At 59.5% G+C, this 17924-nt stretch carries 14 protein-coding genes; 8 read left to right on the top strand and 6 right to left on the bottom strand.

Annotation, left to right across the window (positions count from 1 at the left end):
- Positions 1-203 precede the first annotated feature (203 nt).
- Together E3T38_RS01185 and E3T38_RS01180 are read right to left on the bottom strand one after the other, a co-directional pair.
- A complete protein-coding gene (locus E3T38_RS01185) occupies positions 204-530 on the bottom strand; it encodes an XRE family transcriptional regulator (RefSeq protein ID WP_134545632.1) in 327 nt (108 codons plus the stop codon).
- Between the two features lie 236 nt (positions 531-766).
- Entirely contained in the window at positions 767-2086 is a 1320-nt protein-coding gene (locus E3T38_RS01180; RefSeq protein WP_134545631.1) for a HEPN domain-containing protein, read from the bottom strand.
- Positions 2087-2379: 293 nt separating this feature from the next.
- On the opposite strand from E3T38_RS01180, the gene E3T38_RS01175 reads away from it, so the two are divergent.
- The 5 genes from E3T38_RS01175 to E3T38_RS01155 all read left to right on the top strand — a co-directional run bounded on the left by E3T38_RS01175 (position 2380) and on the right by E3T38_RS01155 (position 6658).
- A complete protein-coding gene (locus E3T38_RS01175; protein ID WP_134545630.1) occupies positions 2380-2997 on the top strand; it encodes a hypothetical protein in 618 nt (205 codons plus the stop codon).
- Positions 2998-3207: 210 nt separating this feature from the next.
- On the top strand, positions 3208-4434 hold the full coding sequence (locus E3T38_RS01170; RefSeq protein WP_134545629.1) for a hypothetical protein: 1227 nt from the start codon (positions 3208-3210) through the stop codon (positions 4432-4434).
- 202 nt (positions 4435-4636) lie between these two features.
- The gene (locus E3T38_RS01165) at positions 4637-5194 is read left to right on the top strand and encodes a hypothetical protein (protein WP_134545628.1); all 558 of its coding nucleotides are present in this window, start codon (positions 4637-4639) and stop codon (positions 5192-5194) included.
- Positions 5195-5484: 290 nt separating this feature from the next.
- Entirely contained in the window at positions 5485-5733 is a 249-nt protein-coding gene (locus E3T38_RS01160; RefSeq protein WP_134545627.1) for a hypothetical protein, read from the top strand.
- A 58-nt stretch (positions 5734-5791) separates the two neighbouring features.
- Positions 5792-6658, top strand: a complete 867-nt coding sequence (locus E3T38_RS01155) for a metallophosphoesterase family protein (protein ID WP_134545626.1) — start codon at positions 5792-5794, stop codon at positions 6656-6658.
- A 330-nt stretch (positions 6659-6988) separates the two neighbouring features.
- Here E3T38_RS01155 and E3T38_RS01150 read toward each other — a convergent pair whose 3' ends face one another.
- On the bottom strand, positions 6989-7294 hold the full coding sequence (locus tag E3T38_RS01150; protein WP_134545625.1) for a hypothetical protein: 306 nt from the start codon (positions 7292-7294) through the stop codon (positions 6989-6991).
- A 1278-nt stretch (positions 7295-8572) separates the two neighbouring features.
- Between E3T38_RS01150 and E3T38_RS01145 the strand changes: the two genes are divergently transcribed.
- Complete coding sequence (locus tag E3T38_RS01145; protein WP_241984237.1) at positions 8573-9778, top strand: Fic family protein; 1206 nt, start codon at positions 8573-8575, stop codon at positions 9776-9778.
- A 316-nt stretch (positions 9779-10094) separates the two neighbouring features.
- Here the strand turns inward: E3T38_RS01145 and E3T38_RS01140 are convergent, their stop codons facing one another.
- Positions 10095-12023, bottom strand: coding sequence for a hypothetical protein (locus tag E3T38_RS01140; RefSeq protein WP_134545624.1), 1929 nt, complete (start codon positions 12021-12023; stop codon positions 10095-10097).
- A gap of 2007 nt (positions 12024-14030) precedes the next feature.
- Between E3T38_RS01140 and E3T38_RS01135 the strand changes: the two genes are divergently transcribed.
- Together E3T38_RS01135 and E3T38_RS01130 are read left to right on the top strand one after the other, a co-directional pair.
- Positions 14031-14327: a hypothetical protein gene (locus E3T38_RS01135; RefSeq protein ID WP_134545623.1), complete on the top strand. Its 297-nt coding sequence runs from the start codon at positions 14031-14033 to the stop codon at positions 14325-14327.
- A 429-nt stretch (positions 14328-14756) separates the two neighbouring features.
- Entirely contained in the window at positions 14757-15296 is a 540-nt protein-coding gene (locus tag E3T38_RS01130) for a hypothetical protein (RefSeq protein WP_134545622.1), read from the top strand.
- A gap of 231 nt (positions 15297-15527) precedes the next feature.
- Here the strand turns inward: E3T38_RS01130 and E3T38_RS01125 are convergent, their stop codons facing one another.
- Together E3T38_RS01125 and E3T38_RS01120 are read right to left on the bottom strand one after the other, a co-directional pair.
- Positions 15528-16787, bottom strand: a complete 1260-nt coding sequence (locus E3T38_RS01125) for a hypothetical protein (protein WP_134545621.1) — start codon at positions 16785-16787, stop codon at positions 15528-15530.
- A gap of 785 nt (positions 16788-17572) precedes the next feature.
- Positions 17573-17797, bottom strand: a complete 225-nt coding sequence (locus E3T38_RS01120; protein WP_134545620.1) for a hypothetical protein — start codon at positions 17795-17797, stop codon at positions 17573-17575.
- Between the last annotated feature and the right edge of the window lie 127 nt (positions 17798-17924).

The raw sequence follows: 17924 nt of genomic DNA, 5'->3' as shown, positions 1-17924 counted from the left end.
GGCAGGACCTCGCACGAGCCCACGCTCCTTAGTGGGGTGCCTATCCCGGTCAGGCGATAGCCCTCACCGAGACACGGCGATCGGATGCGTCGCGTCGGCCTGCCTGCCTGCATGGCGACGCTCTCGCTCATATCGGAATTGAGCAGCATTCCAATGGTCGACTCGTGCCAGAGTTGGCTTGGCGGGTGCGCCTGGCTTAGTGCCTATCCAGCGTTTACGAAATCGCGTGCTGCGACCATGACATCCCGTGCGTGGCCATTAGCTAGAACGAACGCGGGGGCCTGGTCATCTAACTGTGGATTCATCCCCATCAGCCATCCTCGAGCAACCTCCGGTGATCCCGCCGATGAAAGCAGCTCCATGATTTGAAACGTGTCTCGGAGTAGCTGCTCGATCGTCTGCGGCACGCGCACGGTCTTATTGGCCCATCGTTTAATGGTTCGCGGACTCTTCATCACGATAGCTCCGAGAAGGGCCTGCCCGAGCCGAGCCTGCAGCGCCACGATAATTTCGATGATTCCGAGTTCCACGGCGCGTGCATGTGCTTCTCGAACAATGTGAGCACGAGGCCCCCCTGGCTGAGCAACGTCAGTCATACTTTCCACCCCAAAGCTTCCTCGGGGCAGCTTATCGTCTAATCAGCGCTGCATAGATATGGTCACTTGTGGGGCACACGATCCGGCGATCGAGCCGGTCCGCTAAATCTGCAGTGCGTCTGCAGGCCGGTCGCGCGTTGAATTGAAATCGCCAATTCAGCTGCACCGCGCTATAGACAACTCGGCCGGTCGGCCGAAGCATCTTTCTGGAAGACTAATTCATCCCACTTTGGCGGCCACTTACCCTGGGCCGACGCCTCGAGGGCTTTCCAGCAAGCCACTTTAAGCACACGCAGCACTTGATCGTTAGTTTCTCGGAGCTGTATCTCGTCGTCTGGCTTCAGAGTGTTCCCGTGAGCGACCTTGCTCCTCATCGAATAGGCCGACTGGAACAGCTTCATCGTCTTCAGGCACTCTTCTGGTGAAGAGGCGTCGAGCCACAGTGCGGCACGCAAGGAAAGTCGATATGACAACTCACCCTCATCTTTGGATAGGTACAGAGCCTCGGCCGCGATCATTAGGTCAATGGTTGTGTCTTCGGGTACGCTCCTCTCTACCGTCCGCGCGAGTCGTCGGAGAGCGAGTTTGATCGGATTCGGCGCATTCTGGACCGCGTGCCATGCTCTTGTGAATTCGTCAATTAAGGTTCGGGACCATTGCTGGCTGGAGGGCGATAGAGCCACATGACGGGACTCACTCAGGGAACCCGTGGGCGGAGGCGGCAGCCGTAACGCGGAGAAATACCCAGCCGGTAACACAGGCTGTGCCATAGTTAGCGCGAGTGCACTGTCAAGCAGCCGCCCGTAGCGCTCCGTCAATTCGCCTTCCGGATTATCCCCGTGCAGAACTTCTAGAACCGCATAGCGGTACTGAGAAGGTGCGACAGTGAATCCGGCGTGGTTTGGTGGTCTCAGAATGTCGAGGTTGAGGGACCAAACGAGATCCTCGGGCGACTGCGTCGTTAGGAACACGTTCGCTTCCAACTCAATGGGGCTGTCAATTTCAGGTGCCAGGGGGATAACCCATCGAGTTGAATACCGCTCAGCGGAACTCAGCAGGGTCACGCACTCTGTCACCCGCGAAGGAAGTCGCTCGCGATCGACGGATACCGTGGGTCGGGTCCCATCAAAACCGCCAACAAACGGCAAAAGAAGCACGAGTGCGATGGTCATCTCGGTTGGCAACTCTTCGACCCAAACGGGCGAGGGACCGTGGGCGCGTAGCAGGTCGCTGAGTGCCAACTGGGCGGCGGACCAGCTGACGAGTTTACCAAGTTCGCGCGCGACACCGAGATTTTCGCGCCACTCGATGCCCGCTCGGAACGGGATGTACTCAATAGTGGCCGTGTCCTTCGTCTTTTTGGTCACTTCCCAACCTGCCGCAAAGTTGCGCACACTGATGTTCCCGCGGTGAGAGTCAATGTAAGTAGCCGCATCTAAACCCCAGCTGATGAGTGCGAATTCGATCTCCTCGATTGATGCGCTGGACACTCGGTTCTCCAATCCGATTGGATTCTGACTTCTGAGCCTTCGATGAGTCGCCATATCTATTGTCGCGGTTCACACAAGCTTGTCCATGGTCGATAGGCCATCTTCAGCACGCAAGCACGAACGTCTGGGCAGGGCGCTGTCGGTTCACGGGAGCAGAGTAACTCGTTCTACGCACGCTGGGCCGACCTGGTTAGTCACGACCCCCAAACACCCACAACACCGCAGCCGCTACTCTGACCTAACACTCGGATCTTCGCTTGGGGCGGAATCGCTGAATCGAGAAGGGCACCACCATGCACACCACCACCAAACACACGATCGTGGGCGCGGTCGTAGCGCTCCTGCTGACCGGGGGACTCGCCGGTTGCGCGTCTGAGACTTCAGCAAATTCTTTGCTGCCCGGACTTACCTCTTCGACGTCCGATGCTGCTCCCGAAGATTCTGACCACGAGATCACTGCGAGTCCAGCAGCAACCACCGAACCAATCGCCGGAGACCTCGACGGTGACGGGAAGCTCAGCGCCTGGGAGACAGATCAGCTAGGACCGTCGTATATAACTATCGACGGACTAGAGCTGTTCCTAGCTCGGGATCAGCCGTTGCCCGACGTTGTATTGGCAGAAGTCACAGACAAGCTAACCCAGATTCCGCCCTTTAGCGGTATGGGCGATGGAGCAAGATTTAGCGACAGTATCTACGCAGAAATCGACATTCAAGAAGCAAGAACAGGCAAGAAAATAATCCCCATTTCGTACGGGGCAGTAGACCATGATGGAACTCGGGGATGGGTCATCGGCTCTCCGGCACCGTCGTCGGATGGTGGGTTTGAATCCGCCGTGGCCGCAGTGGCCAGTGCAACCGCGTGGGCGGCCGGTAAGAGTAACTATTACGTCATCATCGTGGTCGGGTAATCCGCCCAGTAGGTGCAGTTGTCCGTTCGAAATCCACGAGCTGACTCAGAGGCGGCCGCGTTGTGTGCAGAGCACAAGGTTGGCCAGCCGCAGGGTCAAATAATCCCGCATCCTGCGAGCTCATCCCCGTACCCACCACCCACTTCTCCCCAGCGATCGCTGAGCTGAATCCCAGAATCGCTGAATCGCTGAATCGAGAAGGAACACACCATGCACACAGATACCTCTGATGAGATCCCAGATCAGACACAGCCGAAACGCAGCCGCCTCGTCGCCCGGCTGCGCACCATCAGCAAGCCTCGCAAGATCTTCCTCGCCAGCGCTCTGGCTGTCGTGCTCGCAACAGGCGGCACGTTTGGCACCTTCGCTGCTGTAGCGGCCGTCCAGGAAGCAGCGCACACCAGTGCTCTCGCTGATCACAAAGAAGCAACAGTCACGCTCCAGGCAGCTTGGGAGCTCGACGCGCAGGCCGACACCGACCTGACGAGTGATCTTGCTGAAGCATCTCTGCTCGACGCCCAGGTTGTTGCCCTTGTCGCCGGCACGGATGGCCTGGTCGACGGTGACGCGCGTGCCGACCTCGAAGCAGCGCGCGCTGAGCTGCTGGTCGCAGCTACCAGCATCGCTACGACCCAGGGCCTCGACCTGGCAACGGGTGCTGTCATCGAAACGGTCACTGTCCCGAAGTCACCGGCTGTCAAGAAGTCAGCCAGCACAGCCAGCATCGTCGAGTCCACGGTTGCGGTCGAGACGCTGACCAGCGCGTCCGGCACTGAGCTGAAGAGCGTCACTGCCCTCTCCGGTGATCTCGAGGCCGCTGTGGCAGATGTGACCGACACGTTCCCAGCCCTCACGGAGTCCGTCGCTGTCGCAGGACAGGCACGGCTCGACGGCACCCCCTCTGCTGGCGCACCAGAACGCGATGCTCTCGCGGCCGCTATAGCCGCAGTCACTTCTGCGGGTACTGAGAACAGCGACGCTGACGCACTCGCTGTTCTCAGTACCTATGCCACCGCAGCCGCAGCGACCAGCGCCTCACACGTCGCCGTCGAAGCAGAGCGTGCCGCCGAAGCAGCGGCAGCAGCACAGGCGGCAGCCGACGCAGCAGCACGAGCAGCCGCACCCCGCAGCTCCGGCGGCGGCGGCGGCAGCTCAGGCAAGGGCGCCGGCGGCGGAAGCAGCTCGGGCGGCGGATCAACTGCGCCTGATGTCCAAACGTCTACGGGCAACGGTGGAGGCAGCTCCCTCACCGGTGACCAGCCGTGGCGCCCTCTCCAGGTGAAGCCCGGAGGAAGCGTGTGCAAGGGGATCGGCGGCGGCCAAGAAGTCACCTACGGCAGCACGCTCATGCCACCTGTCGACAACTACAGCTATGAAACGTATGAGGTTCCCGGTTACGGCTGGGGCATCCACTGGACGTGCGACACCGGCTGGTAACAGCTCCCATCATCTAGCCGCGTTCCCCGTGCGCGTGCGGGGCTAGATGCGTTGGCGGGGCTGCAATGGGTACTTGACCGGTGACTGGCCTGACGTGAACTGAATAAGCGCTTGGGTACCGAGCACGTTGAGCGCAGCTTTTACTCTGTGAAACTCGAGCTTGCCTATGTCTAACAACAAAATATTTAATGGGGGAACAACTATGAACACGTCACAGCGCAAGATCGGGTTATGCATCATGGTCGCCATTACGGCGATCACAATCTCGGGCTGCGCCCAGATCGATGCCGCCGTGAACGATATGGTGCCGACCTTTCCGTCAAGCACAAGCGCGAGCAGCGTTGAGTCTGAAAAGGCTGCTGTTCCAGAACTCTCTGCTACCGAAACTGCCCAGCGCGATTCCGGCCTGAGTATCGAGGAATACCAGGCGGGCCAGGACGTGCTCAACGTTCTGGCCGCGGAGTACAACTCACTTGCGCTGTCTGGCGGCGACACAGCCGGGTTCTTCGATAGCGGATTCGCGGACCTGGAAGCCAGGTTTGGGAAGCCCGTAGTACTCGTGGCGTATTACCCCTGCCCGCCCAAAAACAACGGTGGTGCCATGTCATGGGGCATCACTGGTGCGCTGCCCGGCATACCTGGGCCAACGTGTGGTGTCGGATATGGGAGCGCTCTGGATCTCATGCTCGATACCGTCGACGTGCGTGCCGATAGGAAAGGGTGGATCCCTGGAGACTGGGTGACATTTATCGTGGAGTAGCCGCGCCTAACCAGTGACTGGGAAGACTGCTGCATTACTGAACCACACCCGTCACTGACGACTGCCCATCGGCAACGCTCATCGGCAACGCCCACCAGCAGCACAGAGAGGAACCATCCATGACCGGCCCACGCCACATAACCGTCGCCGCCCGTGACTTCACCGTTCACGTTGAAATTATCTAGGCGTACAGCACGACATATTTCCTGCTGCCCGCAGAGCCGGCTGCACCCGCAGAGCCAGAACCAAACGCCCCAGTGCCCAGCGAGAACCCGCTTGATTGCGACACGATGGTCCGCTTCAAGTTGGCTGCTTTTCCCGAGATGCCCCTGAAGGGCCTCGTCACCCACATCTCCGTCGAGCCTGCCCAGCAGCGCACGGGCCTCGGCACAGCGGTGTGTCTTGCACTCGCCGCGACCTTTCCCGGTCGCGTCTGGGATGTCGAATGTCCCAACGACGCCTCGAGCGCACTCTTCACACAGCTGCACCTCGCGCAGCCGGATCTGTTCGTTGAGCAGGGGCTTGTGCATCCGTTCTAGATACTGTGTGTGAAATATCACTCACGCCCCCACAAAAACTCGAAACAGGGACCAAGACATGAACACTCTCAACATCGACCTCGGAGAAGAAGTCGGTCTCATTGGGGACGTTCACGGCAATCTGCCGTTTCTCATAGAGGCGATATTTCAATTAGAAGCCCGGGGCGCAGCGAGCCTCGTTCAGCTCGGAGATTTCGGAATGCTCTGGGATGGATCTGCCCACGAACGCGCAGGGCTTTCTACTCTCAACAAGGTGCTTCGGGCCATGGATAAAGATCTCGTCGTCATCCTGGGAAACCACGAAAATTACACGATGGTCAATACCGTTGAGCCCGCAGCAGACAAATCTCGTACCATCGGGCGAGTAGTCATCTTGCCTCGTGCTGGAAGACTCCGTGCAGGGAAGAAATCCGTCGGATTTCTCTCCGGCGCCGGATCCGTCGACCGCAGCTCCAGACGACCGAGACGATCTTGGTGGCCTGACGAGCTCCCTACCGAAGAGGAACCCCAGGATCTCGTAGATGATCTGGCTCCACGCGTGAACATTCTTCTTGCTCACGACGCGCTACGTGGACCGGCCCTGAAGAACAGGCTGGCCAGTAGCCGAAACCTCTGGAATGCCAACGATCTTGCGTACGCCGAGGCCGCGAGCGACGTGTTTACAGCACGTGCAACAGCTGTGCTGTCTGACGGTGGGCTCGTGCTGTCTGGGCATTATCACTTCAGACACACAGCTAACGAGATGTTCACCCGCCCCGGAAAAACTGGCGCTCCCATCTGGCTCCGCAGCGAGATATTGAGCGCCGAGTGGGACGAAGGTGCTGTTGGGGTGCTCGACACACGAACGCTCGCCGTGCAGACCTGGTCGATAGATCAGGCGGCCGCGCGCATCGGATACGACGCACTCACCACGCGGACTGAGTAACTCTGCGTGTGCTCATCAGCGATGAGGCGTAATGACCACGCCGAACAGCTATGAGTGCCGAATAGGAGCGCACCGCGTTACGCGCACGTGTCGAAAAGACCCGGCAGCCGTGGATCTGGACTGATGACGAAGAAATCGCTATTGGTCGCAGTTCGTTTGACTTCGACAGCGACCCTATCTTCGCTGTGCCACATCTAATGTTCGAGCCGGCGCCCACTGTGGGACTGGCCTTCGACGACATCTCAACAATGCAGCGATTTGCTACATCGCAGAGAACACGCTCAGACAACGAAAATCCCACACAACGCACGCTCTCAGCACCCGCACCGACTAGTCCAGCTCGAGTGCATCGACCGCCTCGGCCCACGGGTACTCCTGAATCGCTTCCTCGAATGTAGGGGCTGCGCTTCGATCAGGTAGAACTTCTGCCGCCTTGCTCGCCAGAAGCACACTGGACATGTCGGTCGCGGGCTCGGTAAGGAAGTGCAGCTGCACGTGATGGCCGTCGATGATGCCGAACACGACCGAGCTGAACGGGCCCGTTGGTTTAGCCATGGCCGACGCGAACTCGGCGCCGATAAGGGCCAACTCGTCGTTGACGAGCTGCACCAGTGTCTCCGTGCCGAGGACCGTCACCGCGTTTTCTCGAGGTGCCTCAGAACGAGCGGGGCCACTGGGAGTAGTAGGAGTAGTACTACTCCTACTATTCGTACCGATAATCGAGCGCTCAACAGCAGACGCCCACACCCACGCCCGATGAGTCCCGCGATCGTCCCACTCGATATACACAGCGCGCTGTGTCCAGGCGACAACCACGCCAGTAATACGGACAGCAACCGCCGGGTATCGAACCCAGGCCAGCACCGGCGTGGGCTCCTTCGACAAAGTAACGGGGAGCTCACCCAGCTCGTCTGGCATGAGACTGAAAGGCCGCGGCACGAACTCGTTCCCGTAGTCCGGTTCAACCTGCTCTAGCTTGTCGGTAGACAGAAACTACTTAGCGGCAGGTGTCTGAGACAGCTTGACGATCCACTGCGGCGTCGCCACGCCGGCCCGGCGGTCTGCATTTACGCGAACACGCGCGGCTACGGCCTGAGCTTTCGGGCTGGGTCGGCTGTCGCTCTGACGTTGCTGAATCTCGTTGATCGTCATGGTGTGCCTCCTGTTTCCTGTACTCATTATGCGCGCGGGTGCCTGAAAATACCACGTATGGCACCCCAGCGCGCGGTCGTGCGGCTGGGGTGCGCGTTGTGACCGAGAGGTCCGCAGCGCTCACCCCATGCCTCCATCCGTGACAGCGGAAATCAGTGATCCCCGCACCTGCAAAAAGAGCCGCCGCACATGTAGCAGCCTGGCTTTCCATCGCACCGATTGCAACCGCCGCAATCGGTGATGCTCTCGTTATGGTGGCGACTAGCTACCGAATCGTCAGCCGCGTAAGTCCCACTGCATGATGAGCAAGTTTTCATGATTGCTCCTTCCATCTTTGTTTGAGGGGGTCGGTGACCTCGCTCTCGGATACGACTGTCTTGCTCAGCCTGTCAGCAACTCCCGACACCGCTGCCAAGAAAAGACATTTTCCCAATCGTAAACGGACGCTAAAGCGTGATTGAAGAGGGCAATCGCCTCGAGTAGGCGCTGTGAACCGCCGAGGAAGGTGTCGCCGGTGCTCCACCGTTTGAGCGGGCTGCCGAATAAAGTGTCGCCGTCGTTGTCCAAATAACTTGTCGCCCCGAGCAAGCCGCTTTGGCAGGCGACACTTCCGTGGCAATCCAACGCGCTCTCCGGCCCCATCAGCCGGCGCAGGCCCTGATTGACTACGTTTAGGCGCTGACGGGGCTAACCACCACTGTTCAGACATGAATTCGTGTTTAGCAATGACAAGCACCATCTAGGCGCGGTAAAGTTGTGGTTATGAGCGCTGAAATCACCAACACCGCCTGGCCTCCACACGAGGTTGAGACTCTGCCTTGGCGTCAGCAGGTACGCAGTGGCACGCGTGAAGACCGGATGCTGAGTTCGGTCGACGCGACAATCCCGCCACTGATCCAGACGCTCGACTACATGCCGCCCCTGGCAGTGTTACTGGAAACCGAGAAAGCCCTTCTCGCCGTCGCGCAGGCTGACACCGACGCGGAAGGCCATTCAGCGGCGCTGAGCCGTTTCATGGTGCGTTCGGAATCTGTGGCTTCCTCGAAGATCGAGCACATCTCTGCCTCGGCGCTGGACTACGCCCAAGCTGTTGCAGGCAACCGCGGCAATGCCTCGGCGATGAGCATGGTCGCCGCCTCGGCTGCGCTGCACGAACTCATCACCACCGTCGAGCAGCACGGCCGTTTTGAGCTGGAGCACATCGAGAGCGCGCACCGCGCGCTAATGCTGGACGATCCCGACGAAGCGAGCTACGCAGGACGTCTACGGGACATGCAGAACTGGATCGGCGGAAGCGACTACTCACCCCGAGATGCTCTTCACGTGCCACCGGCGCCTGCGCGAGTCGCTGAGCTGATGACGGACCTGGTGGCGTACCTCAACCGCGACGACGTTCCAGTGATGGTGCAGGCCGCGATCGGCCACGCCCAGTTCGAGTCGATCCACGCCTTCACCGACGGCAACGGTCGCATCGGACGTGCGCTGGTATCCGCTGTGCTGCGTCGCCGTGGTGTCACCCGTAACGCCGTTGTGCCTCTGGCCAGTGGTCTCCTCGCCCGCCGCGACGACTATTTCGCAGCGCTCGGCGCGTACCGCCTGGGCGATCCCGGGCCGCTAATTAGCTTGTTCGCGCGCTCAGCGCGTGCTGCCGCCGAGTGCTCGCGCGGCACCATTGCGCGCCTGAAGGCAATGCCCGATGCTTGGGTAGCAGAGCTGCGCCCTCGCGCCGGATCTGCGGCCGCTGCACTGATCCAGGCGTTCTATGACTACCCAGTGATGAGTGCAGCCGAGATCGAGGCACGGTCTGGATCTGTGGCTTCCCAAGCATACCGGGCCATCGACCAGCTCACCCGAGCCGGGTACATCCAGGAAATCACCGGGCGTAAAAAGAACCGCGTGTGGGCTGCGTCCGAGGCGCTGGCCGAGCTGGATGATCTTGACCGACGCATCCAGGCCGCGATGGCGTGAAAATGAGCTTCGAGAACGTAGCGCTGGCGAGGGACTCGCACGGCTGAGCGTCGCGCTGAACGCCTAACAAGGTGGCCGGTCGCAGTGGCTTGCCGAGTGGCCCGCCGGGAGCGGCCAGGCCGACGTGAGCCTTGCCACGAGGGCTGGCTCCTGGTAGCCGGCCAGTCCGGCCAGTCCGAACAGAAGTACGAGTTGCCACGCAACGTGTCGCCCCGACCCATTTTCGGCTCAGCCTCATCTCACTTCAAGGGGGGTGGTTTTTTACCCCCGATAATCGCACTTATCCCTACTATCGGCGGGACCCGATGCGCTTGGTTTAGGCGCATCCTTCGGGGTAAAAGATCTGCGGTGTATTGCCAGTGATTACAGCCGTGACACTTCCAGTTTCGTCGGTGACGAAGACGATGCCGGCGTTGTCGTCAAGCACGCTGAGAATTTTTCCTCCTTCGACGTAGATGTTCTGGTCCTCTTTGACGACAGACCCGAACTCGTTTCGAACATCAGTTTCCGTGGAGCCAACACCGGTCCCGCCCAGAGTGCGTGGAAGGGCGGTTAGGTTGTCGTCCGATCCGGATATGAAGAATCGGTCAACGGGCCCGTAGGAGCCTCCTGACTCGGCAAGAAAACCGATGTGGGCGGCAGGGCCGGTCGCAGCGAGCGAACCCAGAGCGCAATACCCGCTGAAATCGTCCATGCCCAAACCCCACTGGTTTCCGTTCATGGGCACGTCCATGACCACAGCCATCTCAGCCATGGTCATCCCCCCAGAGAGAGGCCCCAGAGTTCCGTAGCCGATAACCCATGACGAAATGTCCTCCGTTTGCGACGTTCTAGTGAATACGGTTACGGTGCGCGCGGAGGCTGGCACTCCGAGCTCCGCGACGTAATTCAAGACGTTTGTTGCTGGCGCGATTACCGCCAGGCCGAGGCTGGCCCGGGCGATGAGCTGACCTGCGGCCAAGCCGGCAGCTTTGGGCTCACCTCCGAGCTTCAACATGCTGAGCGCGAGCTGCTTGGCGATGGGGGTGTCGGCTTTGGACAGGCAGGTGAGTGCTACCTTGACACCGCCGTAACCGTCCTCGGCCGCATTGATCTCGTCGAAGCAAGCAGCGACAACGATGGTCGCAGCGAGCCCGCCTTTCGCCTTCTCGGTTCCCCAGCTAACCAATGCCTGCTCGATAGAGGACCTAACGAAGACGGGGATATTTGGTGGAGAGAGGGTGACGAGGGGTGTCCCGGCGGGAACTTCTGATGTGGGACCCTGGGCGAAGCCGTAGCTGACCTCTTGCCCGGCGCCCACGAGGTCGCCGGAACTGTAAAGCTTTTCGACACCCTCACGAATCACTTGGTCCGTGTCGCCGACCAGATCAAGGGTGGCGTCCCATGCACCTTGGTTGCCGGTCGAGTTGTACATCCAGGATGGTTCCGTTGCCGTGCTGACCGTGTACCCGAACCCGCGGTTGACTCGGGCTTTCACGACGAGCAGGTCCGGATTTTTCCTGTCACGGCCGACACAGAACAGGATCGGGTTGTTTGCGTTGTACCCGATCATCTCGGTAGAGGTGACCCATGATGGGGTGGCGTCGTCACACACAGGGTCGTCCACCCGAGTGTCGAATACCTTCCCGATGCCGTAGTAGAGCGCTTCAGAGCCGTTGGTGAACGCCGTCTTGATATTCGCGTTCACCACTTTCAGAGCCTTCCCAAATATGGTGCTGGCATCCGACACCTTGTGCCCTGCGGCCGCGGCTGCTGCGGTGAAGATCTGCAGCGACTGTTGGCCGCCGGCCACGATATCGTCCCATAGCGACAGGTGATGAACAGTTGCGGTCAGGGTACGCCGATCCGGGGATAGTTCCGACGCGACTGCTTCCCAAGCGCCGAACTCCTCGTTGAAGAAGATGAAAGTGGCAGCCGCATCGTCAGGCACGGGGGTCAAGTACGTACGCTGAAGTTTCACCCCGTGTTCGGGGATCTCGGCGTCTAGCTCGATCCTGACCGGCACTCCCACGACCGCACCGATAAGGGCGACGTCCCGCAGTCCGGGGAGAGCGACGGAGTCAAGGTTGCCGGCGGTTACCTCCGCAGTGGCTCCTTGGACCGTCGCTGTGATCGAATGCCGGGCTGCTGGTTCGTCCGGCGTGTTCGTGGCCCCGCCGGTTGGCTGCCGCCCAGCTGGTTCATCCGCCGTGTCGCAGGCTGTCAGACCCGTCACGGTAGCGATGATGACGACAGCAGCAATCACCGACCTGATGCTGTGTCTCTTGTGTGTACGCCCTCGAGTGCCCAAGCTGTCCAAGATGCCGCCTCTGCTCGGGATTCGGGGTAGTCGGTGCAGCCGCAGCTTACTCACTGCGCAAGACTTCTCCCACCCCTGAATGGGGCAGGTATGGCCAGCTGCGCATGAGCTCACGACAAACCGACTTGAGGTGCCCACCATGCCCTCCAAACAATTTCAAGCTTGTCACCGTGGCTGCCCAGGGACGCAGCGCTTCAGTCCTTCTTTAGGCGCCTGAAACCAGAACAAGGACTAAGCCGCCGTACTAGTTCCGCTGTCTTGCAAAAGTGTCTACCGACGCGCGCCGTAGCGTTCTAGTAGAGATTCACGCCATGGATCACAAAGTCTCCGCTCTTCGTCCACCCGTCAGCAGATTCGCCTGGTAAGAGGAGACTGCCGCTACATTATGGCGATGGCCGACGAATATTGCCACTGCGGGACGCAGTCCGCTGGTCGATGCACCCGGTGCGCCGCTCGGCTCTGCCGCACGCACCTGCTCGTATACCCGTATGCGATAACACTCATGCTCGACCGACTGACAGATCCCATCGGACGTCCGCAGGTTTGCGAGCCATGCGCATGGAAAGCAATGGAGAACCGTGCGGAAGAGGTTGTCGCCAGTATGAAAGCTCGGGGTCTATCAACCCCGGAGCTTGCCGCCGCTAAAGTGGCAGCAAGTGGACTGTGGCACGGCAAGTTTGGTTTTGGCAGAGACCCACACCTTCCCTTCGGGCAGCTAATTACGTTGACTGCCGCCGGCGGAGTTCTTCCGGACTGGGCGACGCCAGATGCAACGGCGTCCATGGCGTTGGCTTACTCCCGCCTGGCCTCGCGAGCGAAACTTACGACCGTGCCATGGGAGCAGGTCGGACCGGAAGAAACTTCGAGACAAACCTGGTGTTCCCGTGGGAGGCCGACCAAGAGCGTTCTACGGTCTGGAAGCGTGGTCGGTTGGTTAGTCGAGTGGAACGATGAAGACTCACGCTGGGTTAGAACGCTCATAACCACCGCCGGCAAGGTTGTTGCGTTACCGGTATTGCCCTCGGCCAGCGGGGGTCTCTCGTTCACTACCGAAAACAGCCAAATGCTAGCCGCGATGATCGCGCTGTACGAAGGTGCAACTACAGTAAGCGGTGAAAACACAATCTCGAGAAACATCGCTGAGGCGATTCTCTCCCTTCCGAGGCCGTAACCGGCGCCAAGAGCGCCCGTGGGGCTCCTCGATCGCCAGCTTCGAGGGCCGCCCTTCGCGTATCGCGCGCCGATGCGGCAAGCTGGTAGCTACCGATCCCGGGTCAAGTGCTTTCGGATCGCGGCCGCGAAGTCCTCTTTGGTGAGGTGGGGCGGATTCAACGGCGCTGGCCTGCTTTCACCAGCCCAGGCAAGGCATAGGCACCACGATTCGTGTCGCCGTGGTCGCCTCGGCACCAAGTCGTTGTCGTGCAGCTGTGCTGTCGTCACGTCGAAGTAGCGGGGTACATTCTCATTGGCGACGATCATCCGCTCGCGAATCTCCCATTCCCGAAAGGACAGTTTGATTTACCGCAGTGGCGTCCAGTGATGAGGCTATCCGCAACAAACGCTTAGTGCAGTTGAGTCGGTTCGATTGATCGGGAGCGAAGAATTTCAATTTATTCTGCAGTCCACCCCTGAAGGTGGGAGCGGCATAATGCAGCGTATTTCTCGGCCTCTGTGCGGAGCTCCGCACTGCGCTGGCGGAGCGCAAGTCGCTCAGCCGCTTTTCTTTAGTCTGCCTGTCCGCATCCGCGACTGCATCTTCGAACGCCATAGTTGCAAACCTCTGGGAGTCGTTACGAGCTGTCGCAATCGTGAAGCGCTACTCGCGAGCAGGGACCAATTCGACAGTACCGGTGGGCGCGGTGACCTGGATGCCCAGACAGAACTGGGGGGACTCATTTTCTCCGTAAAATCGCTATACTCGGGGCAAAATCTACTGATAAACAAGGAGAAGTCATGACTGCTGCAGTACCGACGTCCTTCATAGCCCATCTCTCAACAGCAGGAGGCAAGGAGAGTGTGGTGGTCGGGCTGAGCGACATCGAACTCGAATCCTGGGGTTTACACGGGAAGGTTCCGTGGATGAAATTGTCTAGCTACATTTCCAAAGAGACAACTACTGAGAATCAAACGGTTGATGGACGCACGCTAATAATCAACTGGGGTTCCGTTCCGTTCGTCGGCTATGACAACCCGTGGTTGGATATACCTTTCAACAAGCCGCTCAAGTTGAAGCGGGGTCAATGGGTCTAGCGGCATAGTCGCCCCCATGCTCGACTGCTGGAATCCAAGCTCATTGTGTTCGAGGGAGGGGGAGCGGACCGTTGTTGACGATGGTTGACCGCCTCGACTCAAGAAGGCCGAGGACACCATCGGAACGGAGGAGAGCAAGCCCGTCCGACCGGCCTGCCGCTCGGAATAGTTGCATTTAGCCTTCTAGGGCTCGTGTCCGTGGGTTCCGCGGTCCTGCCGGGATTATCGAGAAGGTATGGACGTAATTTCAGGGCGCGTAGCAGCCGAGCGTTCTTACAATGTTCCGGGTGTACCCACCGGCTACGAACTGCATCGCCACCGCTGAGGGACGCCACGGTCGAGGTTGGGCTTTGACGGCCGGACAAATCGCCGACCGAACCATCGACGGCCCCATGTACAAGACTAGAACGTCGCTGCTACGTTGTCGCCATGAGCCTTGAAGAAGATATGCGCCAGTCAGCTGCCGCTCGAGCTCGAAGAGAAAACGCCGAGCGTGAGACAGCCAATGAAATCGGCGCGCGCATTCACGATGTGCAGCGCTTACTCAACGAACTCGGAGCTGAGGTCGCGGAAATTTGCCGCACCCAAAACCGTCCACAGTACGTTGAAGCAATCGTTGACATGGGGTTCATGGAACACTGGAGAGTTCGCAATATCGGCCGGCGACTGTGGTCTGTTGGACCGGCACTCCTTGGTGAGGACGGTCTCTTCTACACCGGCTCGACTCAGATTCAGACCAGTCTCATTCCTCCCCTTCAACGAGGCTACGACCGAGCAGTCGTACGAGGGCGTCGACAGCACAACGCTGTCGATTTCGTCAGATATGTAACCCCGGTGTCCGTGTCAGCCACGGTGAGGCCTGGCAACGAATATAGGGGTAACGTCGTCGGTTTGGTAGACGGGACGCTCTACATGGACGGCCTTCCTCGACCATTACAGTACGAGATCGCCGATGCCCTCAGCCGCTGATAGCGCAGCTCACCATCAACCGACCACCTGAGCTTCCACCTCTGTTCCAAGACCGCGCCGAGTAGTCTCCTCGCCATTCTGTGCCGCTGCACACGCAACATCAACGGCAGCCCGCTCGGTGTTAGGTGTGTCTCACCGACGAGGAAGTTGCGACAGGACGGCGCAAGATTCAGCCTGCGGTCCACTCATCGCCTGCGGTCCATCCATCAGGGCGGACCGGTAGATTCAAGGTCATAGATTTCCATTTGTGCTCCACGGCATAACGCGCGCCGGGGCTGCGGAACGCGCCTCTCGCAGCTCGGCGATGAGCGTTGCGATCTCGGGAGAGTTCTTGTCGTGACTTGCTTCGTCGATGGCTTTGGTCAGCCTTGCGAAGGACGCTTTGAGTTCCCGCACCTTGGGGTCGTCCCACACAAAAGTGTCCAGCGACGTGAGGCCCTTTAGAACTTCTTGCTTCTCTGACAGCAACGAGCTGAGTTGGGAGTCCGCTTCGAGCGAGATGGCGGCGAGCCGCTGAATTGTCTTTTTCGCTACTGCGCCAAACACGTCAAAAATCAAGGCCGATTGTCGTAGCTGCTCGACGTACGAGCTATTGGCATCGATCGGGATAGCAGCGTGGTTATCGTCAAATTCGTCCGAGGAATAAGGCCCGGGCTGACCACGATAGACGAAGATTTCCTCTGCCTGTTTTAGTAACGATGTGATTTTTTGCGCTCGCGCCGGCGGCCCGTCTGGTGCGGTAGCGGCCATCCGAATGGAGGAAACATAGCTCAAGGGAATGTCAACCGGTAGGAAAACAGCCAGACCAGGCGCAGCATTCAAAGCAGATGAGAGTAGCGGAGCGGCCCTTTTCATCTCGATCCGCAAAAACGCAGCTTCGGGCAGGTGTGGCTCCAATTTCGGAATGGATCCAAGCGTCTTTTCGGCTCCATCGAGGTCGCCAGATTCAATCTGGATACGTGCTGCAAGCAGGACGCTGCCCGCAGCCTCCGCAGGGAAATCTAGCTCCCCGTATCGCGCAGCGTCTTGTAACGACGCAAGCGCCATTGGGCGATCGTCGAGCTTTAGGTACACAAATGCGAGGTGCATATGGGCCGGTGCGAAGTACCGGTCTTCCGCGATGCTCGCTTTCAAGTCATGGATTGCGTCTTCGAGCCAGCCCCGACCGGCGGCGCGGATTCCTCGTCGGAAGTTCTCAGCGGCAGCGGCGGTTCGAGGGTTTTCGAGCGCCCTCTGAATCGACATATTGGACAGCGCGGCCTGCGAGGTAATCGAGATCATTGCATCGAAGCCGCCGCTAAAGAGCACCGAGAGTGCAGCGAAGTGAGCATCATGACTGTGCTGCAGCGACGCAATGCTCGAATCCACACCCACTACGGAGTCAACTACTCCACGGTTGGCGCGACGGACGATATCCTCGCGAATTCGTTGTAGTTCCGGATTAGACTCTGCCCGGAAAAGCACTTCTTCCGGCGATTCCCAACTGTTCACAAGTGCTCCTTAAAGTCCCGATGAAACAGGTCGCGATGACTCCATCGGGGATAACCATAGTTGGCGGAGGGCCTGCTCAGCGAGAGCATTTCAGCTTTGTATGTTGGTATTGGGCCTGAGGCGTCCGCTGACCCGAGGGAATGGACCTTCCTCTGCGCAGCGGTTCAGGTGTTCATGTCTCGCAGGGGTCTAGCGAGCTGAGAGGCGACACCGACCGAAACGACGAGTATCAGGGCCGTTCTGCGGAGCACGGCACCTGTTGCGATCTCCGGCTGGTCGCTGCAGTGCGTACAGACCGCCTAGGCCCCACAGCGATTATCGCCACCGATACCCACTAGAACCTCAACAGCCCGTGAATTCCGACCGCCACCCTCACGCCTACTTACGAGGCGAGAATCAGCGGCGAACCTGACCAGTCGATGTCCGCCGTTCCTTGGCTGGTGTACCAGAGGACCAAGTTTACCCCATCTCTGCGCCACACATGGCGATGCTCCCGAGCAGGGTGACGAACGTTAGCGCAGTCGCTACCGCGGCGCCGAGCACAATAGCCATTCCGATCAGGAACAGGTCTCTAGCACTAGCACAACCGCAGCGAACCGCGTCGATGGTGCCCTTCTAGATGACCCGCAAGCATGCGTCGACGCTCTGTCGCTGAGCACGACCAGCGTCGTCGTGACGTGCAGAAGCTTCGAGGGACGCTTCGGTACAAAGCGACCTGAGCTGCGTCTAGACAAGCTCGAAGCGGTACTGTCGGCCACGAGACCTCGCTTGCGTCAGTGGAAGAGTCAGCGATACGTTGCCGCGAAACCTATAAGGAATCCCGCGATGAAGTTCAGTATGGCGGCACTGGCAATTACCCAAACGCCTGCAACTATCCAGCCGAGTCGGCTGCGGACAATCTCCTCGTGGGTTCGTTCGCGAATGGGCGCCGTCGTCGTGATCGGAATGCCAGACATGGCGGCACCTTCTTGGTAGACGGGTGACGTCGTCGGATCGAAATTGTCAGCCACGCTGCCCCCTGCTTCGTTGAGGCGCCCACTGGCCTTGCCCCCGGTTAGTGGACACGGGTTAAGCGGCGAGTTGAACTTCCGCGGTCTTTAACGAGTATTGCAGTTCGAAGTCGACGGGGCTGATTTG

Source organism: Cryobacterium sp. Hb1 (assembly GCF_004403585.1).
GTDB lineage: Bacteria > Actinomycetota > Actinomycetes > Actinomycetales > Microbacteriaceae > Cryobacterium > Cryobacterium lyxosi.
Note: the sequence above shows the minus strand (reverse complement) of the source record. Positions and strands in the feature narration are given on the sequence as shown.